General features: G+C 73.2%; 20 protein-coding genes. 5 read left to right on the plus strand and 15 right to left on the minus strand.

The genetic code is table 11. From position 1 onward, the window contains the following. Nucleotides 1-12: 12 nt before the first annotated feature. From IT780_RS01715 to clsA, 9 genes are all read right to left on the minus strand, one after another. Nucleotides 13-564: a MerR family transcriptional regulator gene (locus tag IT780_RS01715; protein WP_199509554.1), complete on the minus strand. Its 552-nt coding sequence runs from the start codon at nt 562-564 to the stop codon at nt 13-15. 200 nt (nt 565-764) lie between these two features. Then, nucleotides 765-1,229 (minus strand): bifunctional nuclease family protein, encoded by a 465-nt coding sequence (locus IT780_RS01720; protein WP_125804926.1) that lies wholly within the window; start codon nt 1,227-1,229, stop codon nt 765-767. A 253-nt stretch (nt 1,230-1,482) separates the two neighbouring features. Continuing rightward, nucleotides 1,483-2,163 carry a transcriptional regulator FtsR gene (gene ftsR / locus IT780_RS01725; RefSeq protein ID WP_199509555.1) on the minus strand — a complete coding sequence of 227 codons (681 nt, stop codon included), beginning with the start codon at nt 2,161-2,163 and terminating at the stop codon, nt 1,483-1,485. Between the two features lie 59 nt (nt 2,164-2,222). Beyond that, nucleotides 2,223-2,675 carry an oxoglutarate dehydrogenase inhibitor Odhl gene (gene odhI / locus IT780_RS01730; protein WP_067499957.1) on the minus strand — a complete coding sequence of 151 codons (453 nt, stop codon included), beginning with the start codon at nt 2,673-2,675 and terminating at the stop codon, nt 2,223-2,225. 210 nt (nt 2,676-2,885) lie between these two features. After that, a complete protein-coding gene (gcvH, locus tag IT780_RS01735) occupies nt 2,886-3,266 on the minus strand; it encodes a glycine cleavage system protein GcvH (RefSeq protein WP_199509556.1) in 381 nt (126 codons plus the stop codon). A gap of 28 nt (nt 3,267-3,294) precedes the next feature. Next, nucleotides 3,295-4,212 (minus strand): DUF881 domain-containing protein, encoded by a 918-nt coding sequence (locus IT780_RS41485; RefSeq protein WP_443678581.1) that lies wholly within the window; start codon nt 4,210-4,212, stop codon nt 3,295-3,297. Between the two features lie 150 nt (nt 4,213-4,362). Further along, on the minus strand, nt 4,363-4,695 hold the full coding sequence (locus tag IT780_RS01745; protein ID WP_071803906.1) for a small basic family protein: 333 nt from the start codon (nt 4,693-4,695) through the stop codon (nt 4,363-4,365). After that, nucleotides 4,692-5,579, minus strand: a complete 888-nt coding sequence (locus IT780_RS01750; protein ID WP_199509557.1) for a DUF881 domain-containing protein — start codon at nt 5,577-5,579, stop codon at nt 4,692-4,694. Before IT780_RS01750 ends, IT780_RS01745 begins: the two co-directional genes overlap by 4 nt. Continuing rightward, nucleotides 5,576-6,193 carry a cardiolipin synthase ClsA gene (gene clsA / locus IT780_RS01755; RefSeq protein WP_199509558.1) on the minus strand — a complete coding sequence of 206 codons (618 nt, stop codon included), beginning with the start codon at nt 6,191-6,193 and terminating at the stop codon, nt 5,576-5,578. Before clsA ends, IT780_RS01750 begins: the two co-directional genes overlap by 4 nt. A 268-nt stretch (nt 6,194-6,461) precedes the next feature. On the opposite strand from clsA, the gene IT780_RS01760 reads away from it, so the two are divergent. After that, nucleotides 6,462-7,265: an inositol monophosphatase family protein gene (locus IT780_RS01760; RefSeq protein WP_199509559.1), complete on the plus strand. Its 804-nt coding sequence runs from the start codon at nt 6,462-6,464 to the stop codon at nt 7,263-7,265. Between the two features lie 32 nt (nt 7,266-7,297). Here the strand turns inward: IT780_RS01760 and IT780_RS01765 are convergent, their stop codons facing one another. Further along, nucleotides 7,298-9,259, minus strand: coding sequence for a vWA domain-containing protein (locus IT780_RS01765; RefSeq protein WP_199509560.1), 1,962 nt, complete (start codon nt 9,257-9,259; stop codon nt 7,298-7,300). A gap of 3 nt (nt 9,260-9,262) precedes the next feature. Further along, nucleotides 9,263-10,687, minus strand: a complete 1,425-nt coding sequence (locus IT780_RS01770) for a sigma 54-interacting transcriptional regulator (RefSeq protein WP_199509561.1) — start codon at nt 10,685-10,687, stop codon at nt 9,263-9,265. 97 nt (nt 10,688-10,784) lie between these two features. Between IT780_RS01770 and IT780_RS01775 the strand changes: the two genes are divergently transcribed. Together IT780_RS01775 and IT780_RS01780 are read left to right on the plus strand one after the other, a co-directional pair. Continuing rightward, nucleotides 10,785-11,624 carry a PhzF family phenazine biosynthesis protein gene (locus tag IT780_RS01775; RefSeq protein ID WP_199509562.1) on the plus strand — a complete coding sequence of 280 codons (840 nt, stop codon included), beginning with the start codon at nt 10,785-10,787 and terminating at the stop codon, nt 11,622-11,624. A gap of 24 nt (nt 11,625-11,648) precedes the next feature. Then, nucleotides 11,649-13,283 carry an ABC-F family ATP-binding cassette domain-containing protein gene (locus IT780_RS01780; protein ID WP_199509563.1) on the plus strand — a complete coding sequence of 545 codons (1,635 nt, stop codon included), beginning with the start codon at nt 11,649-11,651 and terminating at the stop codon, nt 13,281-13,283. On the opposite strand, the gene IT780_RS01785 is transcribed toward IT780_RS01780, so the two are convergent. After that, a complete protein-coding gene (locus IT780_RS01785; protein WP_199509564.1) occupies nt 13,273-14,895 on the minus strand; it encodes a glycoside hydrolase family 10-like protein in 1,623 nt (540 codons plus the stop codon). The genes IT780_RS01780 and IT780_RS01785 overlap by 11 nt on opposite strands. 31 nt (nt 14,896-14,926) lie before the next feature. Between IT780_RS01785 and IT780_RS01790 the strand changes: the two genes are divergently transcribed. Continuing rightward, nucleotides 14,927-15,826 (plus strand): NAD(P)/FAD-dependent oxidoreductase, encoded by a 900-nt coding sequence (locus IT780_RS01790; protein ID WP_199509565.1) that lies wholly within the window; start codon nt 14,927-14,929, stop codon nt 15,824-15,826. Here the strand turns inward: IT780_RS01790 and glgA are convergent. After that, complete coding sequence (gene glgA, locus IT780_RS01795) at nt 15,808-17,031, minus strand: glycogen synthase (RefSeq protein ID WP_199509566.1); 1,224 nt, start codon at nt 17,029-17,031, stop codon at nt 15,808-15,810. The genes IT780_RS01790 and glgA overlap by 19 nt on opposite strands. A 60-nt stretch (nt 17,032-17,091) precedes the next feature. Between glgA and glgC the strand changes: the two genes are divergently transcribed. Continuing rightward, nucleotides 17,092-18,324 (plus strand): glucose-1-phosphate adenylyltransferase, encoded by a 1,233-nt coding sequence (glgC, locus tag IT780_RS01800; RefSeq protein WP_199509567.1) that lies wholly within the window; start codon nt 17,092-17,094, stop codon nt 18,322-18,324. Nucleotides 18,325-18,346: 22 nt separating this feature from the next. Here the strand turns inward: glgC and IT780_RS01805 are convergent, their stop codons facing one another. Further along, nucleotides 18,347-19,369, minus strand: coding sequence for an AraC family transcriptional regulator (locus IT780_RS01805; protein ID WP_199509568.1), 1,023 nt, complete (start codon nt 19,367-19,369; stop codon nt 18,347-18,349). A gap of 36 nt (nt 19,370-19,405) precedes the next feature. After that, a complete protein-coding gene (locus IT780_RS01810) occupies nt 19,406-19,747 on the minus strand; it encodes a phospholipase (RefSeq protein WP_199509569.1) in 342 nt (113 codons plus the stop codon). Nucleotides 19,748-19,750 lie beyond the last annotated feature (3 nt).

The raw sequence follows: 19,750 nt of genomic DNA on the forward strand, positions 1-19,750 counted from the left end.
CAAAGAGGAGGGTCAGCCCGCGCGGCGCCGGGCGCGGCGCGCCGCCAGCTCGTCGCCCGCGGCCGGCTCGGCCGGCACACCCACCGGCTGCGCCTGGGTGGCCGGTTCGGCGGGCAGGTGCGACAGCGAGCCCTGGATCTCCTTGAACGCCCCGCCGATCGCGATGCCGAAGACGCCCTGGCCGCCCTGCAGCAGATCGACGACCTCCTCCGGCGAGCGGCACTCGTACACGGTGGTGCCGTCGGAGATCAGCGTGATGCCGGCGAGGTCCTCGACCCCGCGCGAGCGCAGCGTCTCGATCGCCTTGCGGATGTTCTGCAGCGAGACCCCGGCGTCGAGCAACCGCTTGACGACCTTGAGCACGACCAGGTCCCGGAACGAGTACAGCCGCTGCGTGCCGGAGCCCGACGCGTCGCGGATGCTCGGCACGACCAGCGTGGTACGGGCCCAGTAGTCGAGCTGGCGGTAGCTGATGCCGACCGCCTGGCACGCGGTCACCCCGCGATACCCGACTTCGCCGTCCGCGCCGACGAGTGGGCCCTCCTGAGGATCTGAGCCGTGCACGCGACTACCTCCCCGCTGCGCGGTGCCGCTTCACCTGGACTTCACGAGCCTATAACTCAGCGTGCCCGGAAACAGGGAGGTAATGCCGCGACACGCCGCGTACGGAGGAGCCGGACATATGGTCACCATCGATGCGGCGGGACGCAGAAACGGCTCCCACCAGCGGCGGGAGCCGTTCGCGTCGTCCGGGACCGGCTTCGTCAGCCGGCGAAGTCCTCCGGGCGGACCTGGTCGAGGAACTCGCGGAACTTCTCGACCTCGTCCTCCTGCTCGTCCGGGATGACGATGCCGGCCTCGGTGAGGACCTGGTCGGCGCACCGGATCGGCGCGCCCACCCGCAGCGCCAGCGCGATCGAGTCGCTCGGCCGGGCCGAGACCCGCAGGTCGTCGCCGATCAGCAGGTCGGCGTAGAAGACGTTCTCCTTGAGCTCCGTGATCTCGACCGCCTTCAGCGGCGCCTCGAGCGCCGCGAGGATGTCCCGGAGCAGGTCATGGGTCAGGGGCCGGGCCGGCTTCACGCCCTGCTGCTCGTACGCGATGGCGGTCGCCTCCACCGCGCCGATCCAGATCGGCAGGTACCGATCGCCGTCGACCTCCCTGAGCAGGACGATCGGCTGGTTGCTGGGCAGCTCCACCCGAACTCCGACCACGCTCAGCTCGCGCACCGCCCGCCTCCGTGTCGCACGTCGTCGCCGCCCCGTCGATCACCGTGAAAACGGCGACCTCAGGCTTCTTCCCGCCCTATCCTGCACCGTACACGGACGCCCTGGGACCAGCGCCACACGAGGTCCGTGTCCGATCCCACTCGCATACCCGCCGCTACGCGTGGCGAACCTCGCCGGGCCGCTGGTCACCGAAGGGGTGTCCACGGCAGCGCGTGTCGCGGCGCCGTGACGATGTTCAGCGCTGGGCGTAACCTCAGCGCCCGAGGGTGTCGCGCAGGCCGGCCCGGACCAGCGCCGCGTGCAGCCGCTGCGACAGCGCCTGCAGCTCCCGCGCCGTCTCGGCCGCCCGGGCCCGCGCCGCCGGGTCCTGCTGGCGCACCAGCGGCGCCAGCAGCTGCGTGAACAGCCCCACCTCGCGGTCGGCGCCGGCGCGGAACGCCCGCAGGTGCCGCGCCTCGAGGCCGTGGCGGGTCAGCCCGACCACCGCCTCGACGATCACCACCGCGTCGCCGTCGTACCAGCCCGGGGGGCGCGAGACGACCAGGCCGATCCGCTCCAGCTCGGTGAGCAGCTGCTCGCCGATGCCGGTGCGCTCGACCAGGTCCGCCCGCGACACCCGGGTGTCCGCCGCCTCGGCCGCGGCCTCCGCCTCGGAGCCGACGGCCACCAGGGTGGGCCGCTGCCGGCTCAGCGGGTCGTCCCCGCGCTCCAGCGCCTCCAGCTGTTCCCGGATCACCCGGAGCGGAAGGTACTGGTCGCGCTGCGCGGTCAGCACGAAGCGCAGCCGCGCCACGTCGTTCCACGAGTACTTGCGGTAGCCGGAGGCGGTGCGCTGGGGGTCGACCAGCCCTTCCGCCTCCAGGAACCGGAGCTTCGAGATCGTCGTATCGGGGAACTCCGTCCGCAGCTGGGCCAGCACCTCCCCGATGCTCATCAGCGCAGCGTCACGACCCGGGCGTGCGCCCGGGTCGTGCGCGGCCGCCCCCGACGGGTTCACGCCCCGCCGCCCTCGCCCTCCGGCCGCGGACCGGCGATGAAGACCAGCCGGAACTTGCCGATCTGGACCTCGTCACCGTTGCTCAGCGTCGCGGACTCCACGCGCTCCCGGTTCACGTACGTGCCGTTGAGCGAGCCGACGTCGCGGACCGTGAAGGTGCCCCCGTCGCGGTGGAACTCGGCGTGCCGGCGCGAGACCGTCACGTCGTCCAGGAAGATGTCGCTGTCGGGGTGCCGGCCGCTGGTCGTCACGTCGTGGTCCAGCAGGAACCGCGCACCCGCGTTCGGGCCGCGGCGCACCACGAGCAGCGCCATCCCGGGTGGCAGCGAACCGGACATCCGGCTCGGCACCACGTCGGTCTCAGGCCCCTCGAGCACCTCGTCGAGCGCACCGAGGTTCAGCGTGGACGTGACGTCGAGTGGGGGGAACTCGTCGTCTGGGCGCGTCATGGACCACCTCACGGATCTGTTTCGGTCGCCGCCCGACGACCAAGGGTGAGCAGGCCGGACGTGGGGTCCGGAGCGCAGCGCCCCCCGCCGCCGCTGCCCGGAGGCCCGGACGCACGACTATCGGTTTCGAAGTAATAACGGTTCTACAGGTGCTCCGCGAGCCTAGTCAGCGTGGATATACCGGGCAACCAGACGCGCGGACGTTCACGATCAGCTGTCGGTCAGCGCCCGGTACGCCTCGGCGTCCAGCAGGCCGCCGAGCGCGGCCGGGTCGTCCGGCGCGATCTCGACCAGCCAGCCGGCCGCGTACGGCTCGGCGTTGATCAGTTCGGGCTCGTCGGCCAGCGTGGCGTTGCGGGCGACCACCGTGCCCGCCACCGGCGCGTACAGCTCGGAGACGCTCTTGGTCGACTCGATCTCGCCCAGCTGGTCGCCCGCCTGCACCACCGTGCCCTCGTCGGGCAGCTGGACATAGACGATGTCGCCGAGCGCGTCCTGCGCGAAGTGGGTGATGCCCACGCGCACGGGACCGGTGCCGTCGCCGGACACCCACTCGTGCTCGGCCGTGTACCGCAGATCCTCGGGAATCACACATTCCTCCGTTGAGAAGCGCACCCGCTCAGGACACCGGGCGCGCGTACTGCAGGCTGGCTGGCTGTCGCACCGCGGTCACGTCGACCGCGGCGCGTTGCTCCATGGTCACGTTACCGCCGCCCTGGTGCACCGATTCGACCACCCCACCGGGGATCTGCAGCGCCGTCTGCATGGTCGACGGCACGCCGATCACCCAGAGCGTGTACGGACCGCTGAGCTGCTTGCCGTCGACGATGATCTCCCCGCCGGCCGCGTCGACGAAATACGACGACGCCACGATCCGTACGGTGACGCCGTTGCCGCCGACCAGCTCCATCACCTCGCCCTGGGCGCCGCGCAGCTCCTGCACGGCGTTCAGGATCGCGGACGCCTTGATCGGCTGGCCCTTCGGATCGATGACGATCTTCAGACCCGGGCCGCGGGCCGGCAGCGTGCCGGACAACAGGCCGAGCTCGCCGGCCCGCTTCTCCGCCTCGGCCAGCGCCGCCTGCCGCCCGGCCACGCCGGACGTGAGCTGCCGCTGGCTCTCCTCCAGGCCGCTGATCTCCTGCTGCAGCCGCTGGTCGCGCGCCTCCAGGTCGGACAGGATCCGGACCAGGTCCTCCTGACGCGCCGACGCGAGCCCGGAATCGGCGTCGTTGCTGCGCAGCTGCACGACCAGGGTGAAACCGAACAGCGCCAGCAGCACCCAGATCAGCGCACCGGCCGACGACAACCGCCGCCACGGCGCGACCGCCGGCGCCTCGCCCACCGATTCCGATGACGCCGCCGGCACCGTCGGCAAGGCCGGCCCGTCGGGGTCCGGCACGTGCGGACCGGACGCTTCTTCCGGTACGGCCACAGCAGGCGCGGAGGTCGACGGCTCCAGGACCGGCTCGGCCGCGGCGGGTGACGGTGGGGGTGGTGGGGCAGTCAGGCGCACCGTCGGCCCGTCCGCGGCAATCGGCACGTCGTGCTCCTCGTGCGCGACCTCAGGCGGCTCGGCGGCGACCGGCGCAGCGGGCACGTCATGAGCGGTGTCACCGGGCTGCGCCGAGGGCTCGCCGGGCGGCTGGATGGAGGCGGTCTTGTCGTCGTCCGTCATCGCGCCGCCCTACGCCCGGAACAGGTGCCGGCGGATCGCCGCCACGTTGCCGAAGATACGCACCCCCAGCACCACCACGACACCCGTGGACAGCTGCCCGCCCACGCCGAGCTGGTCACCCAGGTACACGATCAGCGCCGCGACCACGACGTTCGCGATGAACGACACCACGAACTGCTTGTCGTCGAAGATGCCGTCCAGCTTCGCCCGGACGCCGCCGAACACCGCGTCGAGCGCGGCCACCACCGCGATCGGCAGGTACGGCTGCAACGCCGGCGGCACGGTGGGATGGAACACGATGCCGAGCACGACACCGGCGATCAGGGCGAGTACGGCGATCATCGGCCGCCTTTCGACGGGGAGCCGGCCGCGGAGGGCGCGGACGCGGACGGGGTGGCCTGGCGCAGATTCGGCTGGGTCGCCGCGTCGAGCGTGACGCCGTGCACGTCAGTGACGTCGTACGACATGCCGTACTTGCTGTTGAGGGCGCGGAAGAACTTGCCCGCCGCGCCGTCGCGGAAGTCGTCGGCGAGCGAGCCCGGCCCGACCGCGACCACCTGGTACGGGGTGGTGACCGGCCGCAGGTCGACGAGGATCGCCTCGCCGGCCTGCCGGATCGCCGACGTCGCGGTGAGCCGCTGCCCGTTGATCGCGACGGCCTCCGCGCCGGCCGCCCACAACGCGTTCACGGCCAGCTGCAGGTCGGTGTCGCGGACCCGGGCCTCGTTCTTGCGCTCGCCGGTCACCGGGTCGATCGGGGTGGGGCCGTCGCCGACGGTGATCCGCGCGCCGGAGCCTTTGACCGGCGCGAACCCGGTCTGCGCCTCGAGCCCGCGCAACTTCGCCACGGCCGCGCCGCCGAGCTGCTGCTCGCGCAGGCCGGCGACCTCGGCACGCAGCCGTTCGGCCCGCGCCTGCAGCTGCGCGGTCTCCTCGCGGCGGCTCTGCACCTGGTCGACGAGCGTGTCCCGGGCCTGGGTGCGGGCCGGTTCGTCGGCCATCGTCTGCTGGTACGCCACCACGAGCAGGAACCCGAGCGCGACGAGCGTGAGACTGCTCACGCCCTTGGTCACCTGGCGGCGTACGCCGGTCGGTCCTTCCCCGCGCTGCCGCCGGGCGGCCGCGTCGGCGTACCCGGGGTCCAGGGGGTTGCGGAACAACTCGGTCAGGAAGTCAGGGGTGAACCGCGGCTGCCGGGCGTCGGCGCCGCCGTCGGGCGTGGTCATCCGGCGACAGCTTCGCGTGCGGACGCGGCACGGTCGGCGCGCAGCAGCGCCCGGGTCTGCGCCAGGTACAGCACCGCGGCGGCCCAGTACAGGCCGAGCGCCCACCAGGCCAGGCCCCAGCCGATCGGACCGGCGACGCTCTCCGCGGCGGGCACCGCCTCGGCCAGCAGCAGCACCGGGAACGCCCCGAGCAGCACGAACGTGCCGGTCTTGCCGACGTAGTGCACGGGCGGCGGGCCGTACCCGTGCCGGCGCAGCACCATCAGCGCCACCCCGAGCACGGCCTCCCGCAGCAGCAGCGCCGCGGTCAGCCACCAGGGGATCACCTCGCGAACGGTGAAGCCGACGAGCGTGGCCAGGATGTACAGCCGGTCGGCGAACGGGTCGAGCAGCTCCCCCAGCCGGCTCACCGAGTTCATCCGGCGGGCGACGTACCCGTCGACCCAGTCGGTGGTGCCGCCGAGCGCGAGCACCACGACGGCAGCGACATCGTGGTGCGGCCCGAGCAGCAGATAGAGGAACAGCGGCACGCCGAGGAGCCGTACGAAGCTGATCACGTTGGGGAGCGTCCAGATGCGGTTGGAGGCCGTCACGGGCGCAGCCTGCTGCGACATCGCGCCCCCTCTCCCCTGCGAATCCGGCCCCGGGCCCCCACCCGCGGACGTCACCAGCGGCGGAACAGGCCTCGCGGCCGTCCCCCCGGAAGGCCGCTGGGCACGCCGGTCCGCGCGCTCGCCGAGCCACTATAACCAGCCCCGCCCGAGCGCCCGATCACCCGTGCCGCACGGTTCGGCACCCGTCACCCCCGGCACAGCCTGCCGCGCGTCCTAGGAAGATAGGCTGAAGCTGATACGACGGGCGCCGACTGTCTAGGGTCGCGGCATGTCGATCTCCGACCGGGACCTGGCCATCGAAGCGGCGCGAGCCGGAGCCGCCGTCGTCCGCGCCCATTTCGGTTCGTCCCTGACCCGCTTCGAGAAGTCCGGGGGCGACTTCGCCACGACCGCCGACCTCGACGCCGAGCGGGCCGTCATCACCGCCCTGCGGACGGCGCGGCCGGACGATCCCGTGCTGGGCGAGGAGAGCGGGCGTACGGGCACCGGCCCGGGCGACCGGCTGTGGCTGGTCGACCCGCTGTGCGGCACCCTCAACTTCGCCGTACGGACCACGCTCGCCTCGGTGAACGTGGCGCTGCGGGCCGCCGGCCACGTCACGGTGGCCGCCTGCGCGGACCCGTTCACGGACGAGGTGTTCTGGACCGGCGGTGCCGCCGCCCACGTCCGCCGCGGCGGCGAGGATCAACGGCTCGTGCCCTCGGCCGGGTCGGGGCTGGTCGACGTCAATCTCGACCCGCCGTTCCCGAACAGCGACGTCTTCTCGGCCGCCCGGATGCTCGCCGACGAGGACTTCATCGCGCGGTTCCGCCCCCGCGTCGTCTCCACCACCCTCGCCGTGGCCTGGGTCGCCGCCGGCCGCCGCGCCGCCTACGTCACCGACGGCGACCTGCGCGACAGCGTGCACTTCGCGGCCGGGATCGCCCTGTGCCGGGCGGCCGGGTGTGTCGTGACCGGGATCGACGGAGGGCCGATCCACACGGGGGCCGGCGGCCTCGTGGTGGCCGCCGACGAGCCGACGCACGCCGCCCTGCTGGCGATCGTCGGGAACCAGCGCCCGGCGAAGGGCTGACGCTTCCCCGGCCGGGGAAGCGTCAGCCCCGTTCAGCGTTTGCCGCGCCGGCTGCGCACGTAGTCGTCCACCACGTACCGCCCCAGCTCCGCCACGTCCGGGCTGAACACCCGGCCCCCGCTGCGCTGCGCCACGGCGTCGACGAAGCGGCGCAGGCCCGGGTCCTCGCCGAGCATGAAGAGGTTCAGCGTGGCGCCGTACCGGGTGAGCTGGTCGACCTCCTGGACCGTCAGCCGGACCGTCTCCGGGGTCGTCGGCCAGGTGAAGAACGCCTCGCCGTCGTCCTCCAGGTGGGCGGTCGGCTCGCCGTCGGTGACGACGAGCACCACCGGCTCGGAACCGGGGTGGCGGCGCAGGTGGCGGCCCGCCAGCTTCAGCGCGTGCTGCAGGTTGGTGCCCTGGACCATGTCGGGTTCGATGGCCGCGAGCTCGCCCTGCGACAGCGACATCGCGTACCGGCCGAAGCCGACGATCTGCAGCGAGTCCTGCGGGAACTGGGTCGCGACGAGGTGGGACAGCGCGAGCGCGGTCTGCTTCATCGGGCCCCAGCGGCCGTCGGCGAACATCGAGTACGACAGGTCGACGCAGAGCGCCACCACGGCCGAGGCCCGGCGTTCGGTTTCGGCGACCTCGAAGTCCTCCGGCTCGAGGCGTACGGGGACAGTTCCCACTCCCCCGCCGGCGCGGCGGCGGACCGCGTTGCCGATCGTGCGCACCACGTCGAGCGGCTGCTCGTCGCCGAACTGCCAGCGCCGGGACGAGCCGATGAGGTCGCCGGCCGCGCCCGCGTCGCGCAGGTCGTGCTCGCCGCGCTTCTTGCCGGACAGGTCTTTGAAGACCTGGGCCAGGGCCGTACGCCCGAGCCGCCGCAGCGCCTTGGGTGACAGCGTGAGCCCGTCGTCGTCGCGGGTGACCCAGCCCTGCCGGCGCAGTTCGCGTTCCAGCTCGCGCAGGCGCCGGACGTCGTCGGCGGCGCCCCGGCCGAGCTGGCGTTCCACCGCCTCCACGTCGATGTCGTCGAGGGTGGCGCCGGGGTGTTCCTGGCCGAGCTGGTCGAGCAGGTCGTCGAGGTCGCCGATCTCGCCCAGGGCCGCGGCCGCGTCGCCGTAGCCCAGGTCCTGCTCGCCCCGCATCCGCTCGCCGCGTCCCCAGTTGAGGTTGGGCCGCAGCGCCTGGAGATTATCGGTGAGCTCGGCGAGCTGGTCGCGCAGCGGCCCGTCGCCGAGCGCCTGGTCCATCAGCCGTTGCAGCTCCTCGCGCTGCTGCGGGCTGAGCGAGCGCATCAGCCGCTCGGCCGCCGCCGCGCGCCGGGCCAGCGAGTCGATGAGCTCCTCGACGTTCTCCGGCTTCTCCGGGAAGAAGTCGCCGTGCTTGGCCATGAACTGCTGGAACGCGTCGTCGGTGTCCTCGCCACGGGCGTGCCTGCCGAGCAGGTCGTTGAGGTCGGACACCATCTCGGCGACCCGGGCGTCGGTGGCCGGGTCGCGGCCCTGCAGCGCGTCGCGCATGCCGGCGAAGCGCTGCTCGACGACCTCACGCCGCAGCCCGTCGAGGATCTGCTGGTACAGGTCGCGGGCCTCGGCGCTGGCCCACTGGTATTCGGACAGCTCCTCGACCGCGCGCGACGTCGAGCGCGGCAGGTTGTCCAGGACGGCCTCGTTGAAGCGGGAGTCCAGGTCGTCGCGGCCGCGCAGCTCGTCGCGTTCGGCGGCGACGGCCTGGTCGAGCAGCTGCTGCGCCCGGGTGACCGCGCCGTCGAGGTTGCCGCGGCGCAGCGCCTCGCGCCGCAGCCGCCGGGCCCGGGCCTGCAGGTCGTCCAGGCCCCGCCCGTCACGAGGACCGCGGCGCAGCAGGTCGCGCAGCGCGTCGCGGAGGCTGTCGCCGCCGAGGACGCGCTCGCCGACCTCGTCCACCGCGGCCCGGACGTCGTACGGCGGCGCGAGCGGGTCCGGCCCGTCGCGCCACGCCCCGTACCGGAAGCGGTTGCCGCTCATCGGTCAGCTCCCGTACAGGGTGCGGCCGTCGTCGGTCAGCTCCTTGGCCAGCCGGCGGGTGAGGTGCAGCCCCTCCAGGACGAACTCGACGCCCGCGGCGGCCTGCCCGGGGCTGGGCGCGTCGCCGAGGCCGAGCCGGTCGAGGACCTTGGCCAGGCCCGGGACCGTGCCGATCTGCGCGAGCAGCTCCTCGGCCGGCACCAGGTCACCGGTCTCGATGATCGAGCCCTCGGCGACCAGGTCGGTGAAGCCCGACAGGTCAAGCCCGGCCAGCCGCGCCCGGAACGTCTCGGCGGTGGCGACCCGCAGCAGGTGGGCGAGGATCTCCGTCTCGCGCCCCTCCTCGCCGCTGTCGAACTCGACCTTGCCGCGCAGCGTGCTGGTCACCGACGCGGCGTCGCAGATGCGGGCCACGGCTTCGCGCTCGTTGCGCAGCCCGGCGCGGCGCAGCGCGGACGCGGCGACGGTCTCGGCGGCGGCGATGGCGAAGCGGGCGGACACGCCGGAGCGGGCGTCGACCGCCGGGGACTCGCGGACCGCGCGGGTGTAGCGGGCCAGCACCTCGATCAGGTGGTCGGGCACCGCCGCGGCCAGCGCCGCCTCCTGGCGGATGAGGTCCGTCTCCAGCTCCACCTCGAGCGGGTAGTGCGTGCGGATCTCCGCGCCGAAGCGGTCCTTGAGCGGGGTGATGATGCGGCCGCGGTTGGTGTAGTCCTCGGGGTTCGCCGAGGCCACCAGCAGCAGGTCGAGCGGGAGCCGCAGCTGGTAGCCGCGGACCTGGATGTCGCGCTCCTCGAGGACGTTGAGCAGCGACACCTGGATGCGCTCGGCCAGGTCGGGCAGCTCGTTCACGGCGAAGATGCCCCGGTTGGTCCGCGGCACGAGCCCGAAGTGGATCGTGTCGGGGTCGCCGAGCGCGCGCCCCTCGGCCACCTTGATCGGGTCGACGTCCCCGATGAGGTCGCCCACGCTGGTGTCCGGGGTGGCGAGCTTCTCGCCGTACCGCTCGGAGCGGTGCAGCCAGGAGATCGGCAGCAGGTCCCCGGCCTCGGCGGCGAGCCGGCGGGTGGCCGGGGTGAGCGGCTGGTACGGGTGCTCCCGCAGCTCCGAGCCGGCGATGTACGGCGTCCACTCGTCGAGCAGGTCGACCAGGCCCCGGATGAGCCGGGTCTTGCCCTGGCCGCGCTCGCCCAGCAGCACCATGTCGTGGCCGGCGAGCAGGGCCCGCTCGACCTCGGGCAGCACGGTGTCGTCGTAGCCGACGATGCCGGGGAAGCGCGGCGCGCCGCGGCGCAGCCGGTCGAGCAGGTTGTCGCGCAGCTCCTCCTTGACGGTGCGGAACTCGTGCCCGGCGGCGCGCAGCTCGCCGAGGGTGCGCGGAAGATCGGTAGGTGGGGTGGGGACAAGCGGTGTGGAAGCCTCTGTCACTTCGAGAACGCTACCCCCGCCGCCCGGTTGTCGACCAAGACCAGACCCCGGCGATTGGCCCTGGTCCTTCCCGCGCGCCGGCGGCACGCTCGGGGGCATGACAGACGTCGAGATCCTGCGGTACGCGGCCTTCAGCGAGCACGAGTCGGGTGGCAACCCGGCCGGGGTGGTCCTGGCGGCGGCCGGGTTGTCCGACGACGAGATGCTCGGCATCGCCGCGGACGTCGGCTACTCGGAGACGGCGTTCCGCACCGAGGACCGGGGCGACGGCGTGCACCGGGTGCGCTACTTCAGTCCCCTGGCCGAGGTGCCGTTCTGCGGGCACGCCACCATCGGCGCCGCCGTCGCGCTGGCCGACCGGCACGGGCCGGGCACGTACGTCTTCGTCACGAACGCCGGCGAGGTACCCGTGGGCGTGGACGAGCACCGCCGCGCCACCCTGACCAGCGTCGGCGCCCGCGTGGCGGACCTGCCCGGCGACGACCTGGCGGCGTTGCTGGGCGCGCTGCGCTGGGCGCCGGAGGACCTGGACGCCGCGCTGCCGCCGCGGGTCGCGTACGCGGGGGCGTACCACCCGATCGTGGCCGCGGCGACGCGTGAGCGGCTCGCGGCGCTGGACTACGACGTGCCCGCCCTGAAGGCCCTGATGACCGACCGGGGCTGGACCACCGTGCAGCTGGTGTGGCGCGAGTCCGAGACGCGCTTCGACGTGCGCAACCCGTTCCCGGTCGGCGGCGTGTACGAGGACCCGGCCACCGGTGCGGCGGCCGCCGCCCTGGGTGGTTACCTGCGCGATCTGTGGCTCGTGCCCGGCGACGCGGTGGTGGAGGTGTCGCAGGGCGCCGACATGGGCCGCCCGGGGCATCTGACGGTCGCGCTGACGCCCGGTGAGGCCGGCGTCCGCGTCTCCGGCACGGCGGTGCCGATAACCGGTTGAGCACGCCGATAGAGTCAGGCCCCGATGAGCGCCACGATGATCGCCCGGGACCTCGCCGCGGGGCACGGCGACCGCACCCTGTTCAGCGGACTCGACCTGGTGGTCGCGCCGGGAGACGTGATCGGCCTGGTCGGCGTCAACGGGGCGGGCAAGACGACGCTGCTGCGCACCCTCGCCGGGCTGCTCCCGGTCGAGGCCGGCAGCGTCACCGTCAGCCCGCCCACCGCGACCGTCGGCTACCTGCCGCAGGAGCGGGAGCGCCGCGCCGACGAGACCGTCCGTGACTTCCTGGCCCGGCGCACAGGCGTAGGGCCGGCGCAGGCCGCGATGGACGCGGCCGCGGAGTCGCTCGCCGCGGGGACGGCCGGCGCCGACGACACGTACGCGGCCGCGCTGGAGCGCTGGCTGGACCTGGGCGGGGCCGACCTGGACGAGCGGGCCGCCCAGGTCACCGCCGACCTGGGCCTGGGCGTGGCCCTGGACCGGCCGATGACCGCACTCTCCGGCGGGCAGGCCGCCCGCGCGCAGATGGCGTCGCTGCTGCTCAGCCGCTACGACGTGTTCCTGCTCGACGAGCCGACCAACGACCTGGACCTGGACGGGCTGGCCCGGCTGGAGGAGTTCGTCACCGGGCTGCGCGCCGGGACGGTCGTGGTCAGCCACGACCGGGAGTTCCTGACCCGTACGGTCACCGCGGTGCTGGAGCTCGACCTCGCCCAGCAGCAGGTGAACCTCTACGGCGGCGGCTACGGCGCTTATCTCGAGGAGCGCGACCGGGCCCGGCGGCACGCGCGCGAGGACTTCGAGGAGTACGCCGACAAGAAGGCGGGCCTCGAGGAGCGCGCGCGGACCCAGCGCGGCTGGATGGAGCACGGCGTGCGCAACGCGCGCCGCAAGTCCAAGGACAACGACAAGATCGGCCGGAACGTGCGCGCCGAGTCGACCGAGAAGCAGGCCGCCAAGGCCCGCCAGACGCAGCGGCTGATCGAGCGGCTGGAGGTCGTCGAGGAGCCCCGCAAAGAGTGGGAGCTGCGGATGGAGATCGCCGCCGCGCCCCGGGCGGGTGCGGTGGTGGCCACGCTGCGCGACGCGGTGGTGCGCCGCGGCGCGTTCACGCTGGGCCCGGTGACCCTGCAGATCGACTGGGCGGACCGGGTCGCGATCACCGGCGCGAACGGCGCCGGCAAGTCGACCCTGCTCGCGGCCCTGCTCGGGCGGCTGCCGCTGGACGAGGGGCACGCCCACCTGGGCCCGGGCGTGGTCGTGGGCGAGGTGGACCAGGCCCGGGGGCTGTTCCTCGGCGGCGAGCCGCTGCTGCGGGCGTTCGGCACGGCGGTGCCCGAGTTCGCCGAGGCCGACGTGCGCACGCTGCTGGCGAAGTTCGGGCTCAAGGCCCAGCACGTGCTGCGGCCCGCGGCGACGCTGTCCCCTGGCGAGCGCACCCGGGCGGCGCTGGCTCTGCTGCAGGCGCGCGGGGTGAACCTGCTGGTCCTCGACGAGCCGACGAACCACCTCGACCTGGCCGCCATCGAGCAGCTGGAGGCGGCGCTGTCGACGTACCCGGGCACGCTGCTGCTGGTCACCCACGACCGGCGGATGCTCGACGCCGTGCACACCGGCCGCCACCTCGAGGTGGTCGACGGCACGGTCAGGGGCTGACCGACACCGGGTCGCTGATCGCGCTCTCGTTGCCGGAGCGGTCCAGGCCGCTGAGGCAGTAGGTGGCGGCGCCCGCCGGGGGCGCCGGGTCGACCGCGTCCTGCTTGCCGGCCCGGCCCGTGGCCACCAGGTTCGCCGCCGCGCCGTCGACCCGGTAGAGCGCCCACGACACCGGCTCGGTGCCGCCGCGGGCCTGCCATTCCACGGCGACCTTCCCATCGGTACGGCGGGCAGCGGTCGCCCGGGGCGCCTCGGGCGGTCGCAGCGGCAGCCGGCGCATCGTGGGCACCAGCGCAGGCGTCGCGTAGTGCTTCGTCCGGTACCGGGTCACCGCGCCCAGGCGGTCCTCACGGATCTGCTTGGCGCTGAAGTGCACGCTGCCCTGCACGCCGTACCGGTCGTTGAGGGCGAGCTGGCGCTCGATCTGGTCGGGCTGCTTCCACGGGCCCTTCTCGCCGACGCGGTAGTCGCCCTGGCCGATGTAGAGCTGCACGCCGGTGCCCTTGACCAGCGCCGACCACCACGGCAGGACCTTGGCGTAGTCGGCCTTGTCGAAGCCGATCGCCCAGTACAGCTGCGGGACGATGTAGTCCAGCCAGCGTTCGCGTACCCATCTGCGGGTGTCGGCGTAGATCGCGTCGTAGCTCTCCAGGCCGTTGGAGTCCGAGCCGGCCGGATCGGTCGCCTTGTTGCGCCAGATGCCGAACGGGCTGATGCCGAACTTCACCCACGGCTTGAGCTCGCGGATCCGCTCGCTCATCTCCCGCACCAGCGTGTCGACGTTCTGCCGCCGCCAGTCCGCCCGGCTCAGCGACTTGTCGGCCCGCTTCGCGAAGCTGGCGCCGTCACGGAACTCGTTCCCGCCGCCCTCCGGGTACGGGTAGAAGAAGTCGTCGAAGTGCACGCCGTCCACGTCGTACTTCCCGACCGCCTCGAGCATGGCGTCCTCGACGAACCGGCGCGCGGCCGGGTTGCCCGGGTCGAAGTACAGCCGGGCGGTCTTGCCGTCCGGGTAGGAGATGGCCCAGTCCCGGTGCTTGAGCAGCGGATGGTTGGGCGCGAGCTTGGCGAAGTCGGCGCCGGGCCCGGCCGGGGCGGGCTGGCTCCCCCGGTACGGGTTGAACCAGGCGTGGAACTCCAGGTTGCGCGCGTGCGCCTCGGCGACCATGAACTCCATCGGGTCCCAGCCCGGCGAGCGGCCGTCGCGTTTCCCGGTGAGCCACTCCGACCAGGGCGCGTACGCCGAGGGCCAGAACGCGTCCCCGGACGGCCGCACATGCACGAAGATCGCGTTGTGGTGCTGGGCGACCGCCAGGTCGAGCCAGCGCAGGTACTCGGCCTGCACCTGCTCCTTCGGCAGCCCCGGCCGGCTCGGCCAGTCGATGTTCATGACCGTGGTCAGCCACATCCCCCGCAGCTCGCGGGTCGCCCGCACCGGCACGGTCCCGCAGCGGCCCGGCGCGCCCGCGGCGGGCACGGCCTCCTGACCGGCGATCGGCGCGGGATCGGGCTCCTCGTAGGTGGCGGCGCGCAGCAGCCCGAGGCCGAGCACGGCGACGCCGAGCAGGACGGCGGCGAGGATCAGGATGAGCCGGGCGGGGGGACGGGGCACCCACCCAGTGTGCCCGCTCTAGGGTCGGGTCATGAATGTGGTCGTTGTCGGGGCGGGGATCGCCGGGCTGTCGTGCGCCCGTGAGCTGGCACAACACGGCGTGCAAGCACGGGTTCTGGAACGCGGCCGGGTGGTCGGGGGGCGGCTGGCCAGCAAGCGCTACGGCGACCGGTACGCCGACATCGGCGCCGCGTACCTTGTCGCGGACGACCCGGACTTCGCCGCGCTCGCCGAGGCGTGGCGGGCCCGCGGGCTGGCGCGGCCGTGGACCGACACCCTCGCCGTCTTCCCCGGCGACCCGTCGACCGGGCCGATGCGGTGGGCCGCGCCCGGCGGTCTGCGCTCACTCGCCGCCGACCTGGCCGAGGGCCTGGACGTACGCCTGGACAGCGAGGTGACCGCGGTCCCGGACGACGCCGACGCGGTGGTCCTGGCGATGCCGGGGCCGCAGGCGTTGCGCCTGGACCCGCCCGCCGCGGTCGCCGACGCCGCCCGGCGGCAGGTGTGGCAGCCCGTGATCACGGCGGTGCTGGCGTACCCGGAGCGGTCCTGGGCCGATTTCCACGGCGCGTTCGTCAACGACCACCCGGTGCTGGCCACGGTCTGCGACGACGGCGACCGGCGCGGCGACCGTGCCCCCGTCCTGGTCGCCCACTCGACGTCCGCCGTGGCCCGCGAGCACCTGAGCGACCCCACGGCCGCCGGCCCCCTGCTGGCGGCGGCCACCGGGGAGCTGCTCGGCATCCCCGCGCAACCCGAGGTGCACGTCCACCGCTGGACCTACGCCCAGCCGGCCCCGGGCGGCGGCCCGTACGCGACCGACGGCCGGGTGTGGCTCGCGGGTGACGCGTTCGGCAAACCGCGCGTCCAGACGGCGTGGCTGTCCGGACGCGCGGTGGCGCGGGCGCTGCTTCAGAGCAGCGAGCGGTAGACCTCGAGGGTGTCCTGCGCGATCGTCGACCAGGAGAACTTCTCCACCGCACGGCGGCGCCCGGCCAGGCCCATCTGCTCGGCGCGCGCCGGGTCCTCGATGAGCTTGCGCATCGCCGCGGTCAGGTCCGCGACGAACCGCTCCGGGTCGACCGGGGTGCCGGTGCCGTCGGACAGCTGCTCGATCGGCACGAGCAGGCCCGTCTCACCGTCGGCGACCACCTCGGGGATGCCGCCGGTGGCCGTGGCCACGACGGCGGTCTCGCAGGCCATGGCCTCCAGGTTGACGATGCCCATGGGCTCGTAGATCGACGGGCAGACGAACACCGTCGCGTGGGTGAGGACCTGCACGACCTCCTGCTTGGGCAGCATCTCCTGCACCCAGATCACGCCGTGCTCGTCGCGGGCGGCGCGCAGCTCCCGGGCCAGGCCCTCCACCTCGGCGGCGATCTCCGGGGTGTCCGGCGCGCCGGCCAGCAGCACGATCTGCGTCTCGGCCGGCAGGTCCCGGCACGCCCGCATCAGGTACGGCAGGCCCTTCTGCCGGGTGATGCGCCCGACGAAGACGACGCTCGGGCGGTTCAGGTCGATGCCGAGGCGCTCGACGACGTCGGTGCCGCGGTCCGGCGCGTACTGCTCGGTGTCGATGCCGTTGTAGACCACGCGGATGCGGTCCGGGTCGACACCCGGGTACGCCGTCAGCACGTCCCGCTTCATCCCGCCGGAGACCGCGATGACGGCGTCCGCGGCCTCGATGGCGGTGCGCTCGCAGAACGAGGAGAGCGCGTACCCGCCGCCGAGCTGCTCGGCCTTCCACGGGCGCAGCGGCTCCAGGCTGTGCGTGGTGACCACGTGCGGGACGCCGTACAGCAGCTTGGCGGTGTGGCCGGCGAAGTTCGCGTACCAGGTGTGGCTGTGCACTATGTGCGTACCGTCGGCGCCCGCGGCCATCTCCAGGTCGACGCCCATCGTGCGCAGCGCCGCGTTGGCTCCGGCGAGCCCGGCGGGGTCCGGGTACGCGGTGACGCCCGGCTCGTCGCGCTTGCCGCCGAAGCAGTGCACCCGCACGTCGGCGAGGTCGCGCAGGTCCCGGGCGAGGTACTCGACGTGCACGCCGGCGCCGCCGTACACCTCCGGCGGGTACTCCCGGGTGAACAGGTCGACGCGGAGGCTGTCGCTGGCGGGTTTCGTACGCGAGTCGGTCACGTGACGCAGAATAAGCCTTTCGACTGGCGTGAGCGCGGCAGGAAAGTTAGCGTCTCGGTCATGGCTGTCAAGGTGCTCGCGATCGTTCTGGCAGGTGGCGAAGGCAAGCGCCTGATGCCCCTCACCGCGGACCGGGCCAAGCCCGGCGTCCCGTTCGGCGGCGTCTATCGCATGATCGACTTCGTGCTGTCGAATCTCGCCAACGGCGGCTTCCTGAAGATCGTCGTGCTGACCCAGTACAAGTCGCACTCGCTCGACCGGCACATCACCAAGACGTGGCGGATGTCGACGCTGCTGGGCAACTACGTGACCCCGGTGCCGGCGCAGCAGCGGCTCGGCCCGCGCTGGTTCGCCGGCTCGGCGGACGCGATCTACCAGAGCCTCAACCTCATCAACGACGAGAACCCCGACTACGTCATCGTCTTCGGCGCGGACCACATCTACCGCATGGACCCGAAGCAGATGGTCAACGACCACATCGCCTCGGGCGCGGCCGTGACCGTCGCCGGCATCCGCCAGCCCAAGTCGATGTCCGACCAGTTCGGCGTCATCGACGTGGCCGAGGACGGCAAGCGCATCCGGGCGTTCCGGGAGAAGCCCACGGACGTCGACGGGCTGCCCGACTCCCCCGACGAGATCTACGCGTCGATGGGCAACTACGTGTTCACCACCCGCGCGCTGTGCGAGGCGGTGTCGGCGGACGCGCAGAACCCCGACAGCAAGCACGACATGGGCGGCAACATCATCCCGATGCTGGTCGAGCGGGGCGAGGCGAACGTCTACGACTTCCGCGACAACGAGGTGCCGGGCAGCACCGACCGCGACCGCGGCTACTGGCGCGACGTGGGAACCCTGGACTCGTTCTACGAGGCCCACATGGACCTCATCGCCACGCTGCCGGTGTTCAACCTCTACAACATGGACTGGCCGATCTTCACCAACCACGGCTCGTGGCCGCCGGCGAAGTTCGTGCACGACTACGACGACCGGCAGGGCCGCGCCGTCGAGTCGATGATCTCCCCCGGCGTGGTGGTGTCCGGCTCGCTCGTCGAGAACTCGGTGATCTCCCCCAACGTGCGGGTGAACTCCTGGGCGCACGTGGAGAACTCGGTGCTCATGGAGGGCGTGCAGGTGGGCCGGCGGTCGATCATCCGCAACGCCATCATCGACAAGAACGTGGTGGTGCCGGAGGGCGCGCAGATCGGCGTCGACCTGGAACGCGACCGCAAGCTGTACACGGTCAGCGACGGCGGCATCGTGGTGATCGGCAAGGGCCAGAAGGTGGAGCTGTAGGACGGCCTCGGCGCGGCCGGGCTCACCCCCGGTCGCGCAGCGTCTCCGAGGGGCTGATGCCGTACCGGGCCCGGTAGGCGCCCGCGAAACGTCCCAGGTGGGTGAAGCCCCACCGGTGCGCCACCTCGCTGACGCTGACCTTGCCCTTGTCGGCCCGGGTCAGCTCGGCGTGCACCCCTTCCAGGCGCAGCCGGCGCAGGTACGTCAGCGGCGGCACCCCCACGTGCTGGCGGAACGACTCCTGCAGCACGCGGATGCCGACCCCGGCGATGCCGGCCAGGTCGGCGGCGGTGAACTGGCGGCCCGGCTCGGCGTGCATCGCGTCCAGGGTGCGTTTGACCGTACGGGGCCGGCGGGCGGTCGGCTGCCCGGGCACCCCGGTGCCGTCCGGCTGCTCCACGGCGCACGCCAGCCCGCTGATGGCCAGGTCACGCCACTTGTGGACGAGCCACGGCACGGTGGACAGGCCGTCGGGCTCGCGCAGCTCCGCGTGCAGCAGCCGGATCAGCGCCATCCAGCTGCGTCCGGGGCCCGCGGCCAGCCCGAACGTCGCGAGCAGCGGCTGCGGCGGCCCGTCCCGCAGCTCCAGCACGGCCTCCAGCTCGCGCTCGAACGCCAGCCGCTCCACCTTGACGCTGAACAGCCGGCAGTCCGGCGACCAGCGCAGGTCGATGGCGCCGGTGGGCTGGAACACCGCGGCCCGGCCCGGGTCCGCCGTGGTGGCGGCCCCGCGATGCATCACCTGCACCGTGCCGGTCAGCGGCGCCAGCACGTGGTACGCGGTCCGCAGGTCACCGATCCCGACGCACAGCTCGACGCCGTAGCTGATGTCGCCGATCGTCAGCGGTCCGGTGTGCACCACCTCGCCGGCGAACGCGAAGCCGTCGATGCCGCCCGCGGGTTTCACCTCGAGCGGGCCGTAGAACACCCGGCGGCAGAACGCGCCGGCCTCCTCGACGTCGGTCGTGCGCAACGCGTACCGGGCCGGCACATCAGCGTCCGGCGCCGCGCCGGGGTCCGCCCCGGCCGCCCCTGCCGTGTCCATCCGCTCACCCTAGACCGACAGGGGCGTCACCGCCTGTTACAGATTGACGTCCGGCGGCCAGGTGTACTCCGTGACGGCGCCGCCGGAGACGTCCACCTCGGCGAGCGGGGTGACCGGGTCGCGCCAGACGACGTACCGGCCGCCGGGCAGGCCGTCGATGACGACGCTGAACAGCACGCCGTCGCGGACGTAGCGGGCCCGGACCGCGGCGTGGGTCCGGTGCGACGGGTCGTCGACCGGGCTCACCTCGATCTCGTGCCCGTGCAGGCTGCCCGGGGTGTGGATGACGAGGGCGCCGATCCCGGCCCCGATGTTGAGCACCACGGTGCCCTGCCCGGACGGGGCGAGGGTGTGGTGGTGATGCACGCCGACACTCACGAG

The sequence above is a fragment of the Nucisporomicrobium flavum genome (genome assembly GCF_016464385.1).
Classification (GTDB): domain Bacteria; phylum Actinomycetota; class Actinomycetes; order Mycobacteriales; family Micromonosporaceae; genus Actinoplanes; species Actinoplanes flavus_A.

Coding starts and splice junctions, on each gene's coding strand:
- IT780_RS01750 (WP_199509557.1), bottom strand. CDS start 5,579: ATGACCACGCCCGACGGCGGCGCCGACGCCCGGCAGCCGCGGTTCACC.
- glgC (WP_199509567.1), top strand. CDS start 17,092: ATGGCTGTCAAGGTGCTCGCGATCGTTCTGGCAGGTGGCGAAGGCAAG.
- IT780_RS01765 (WP_199509560.1), bottom strand. CDS start 9,259: ATGAGCGGCAACCGCTTCCGGTACGGGGCGTGGCGCGACGGGCCGGAC.
- IT780_RS01775 (WP_199509562.1), top strand. CDS start 10,785: ATGACAGACGTCGAGATCCTGCGGTACGCGGCCTTCAGCGAGCACGAG.
- IT780_RS01780 (WP_199509563.1), top strand. CDS start 11,649: ATGAGCGCCACGATGATCGCCCGGGACCTCGCCGCGGGGCACGGCGAC.
- IT780_RS01760 (WP_199509559.1), top strand. CDS start 6,462: ATGTCGATCTCCGACCGGGACCTGGCCATCGAAGCGGCGCGAGCCGGA.
- IT780_RS01790 (WP_199509565.1), top strand. CDS start 14,927: ATGAATGTGGTCGTTGTCGGGGCGGGGATCGCCGGGCTGTCGTGCGCC.
- ftsR (WP_199509555.1), bottom strand. CDS start 2,163: ATGAGCATCGGGGAGGTGCTGGCCCAGCTGCGGACGGAGTTCCCCGAT.
- clsA (WP_199509558.1), bottom strand. CDS start 6,193: ATGTCGCAGCAGGCTGCGCCCGTGACGGCCTCCAACCGCATCTGGACG.
- IT780_RS01805 (WP_199509568.1), bottom strand. CDS start 19,369: ATGGACACGGCAGGGGCGGCCGGGGCGGACCCCGGCGCGGCGCCGGAC.
- odhI (WP_067499957.1), bottom strand. CDS start 2,675: ATGACGCGCCCAGACGACGAGTTCCCCCCACTCGACGTCACGTCCACG.
- IT780_RS01745 (WP_071803906.1), bottom strand. CDS start 4,695: ATGATCGCCGTACTCGCCCTGATCGCCGGTGTCGTGCTCGGCATCGTG.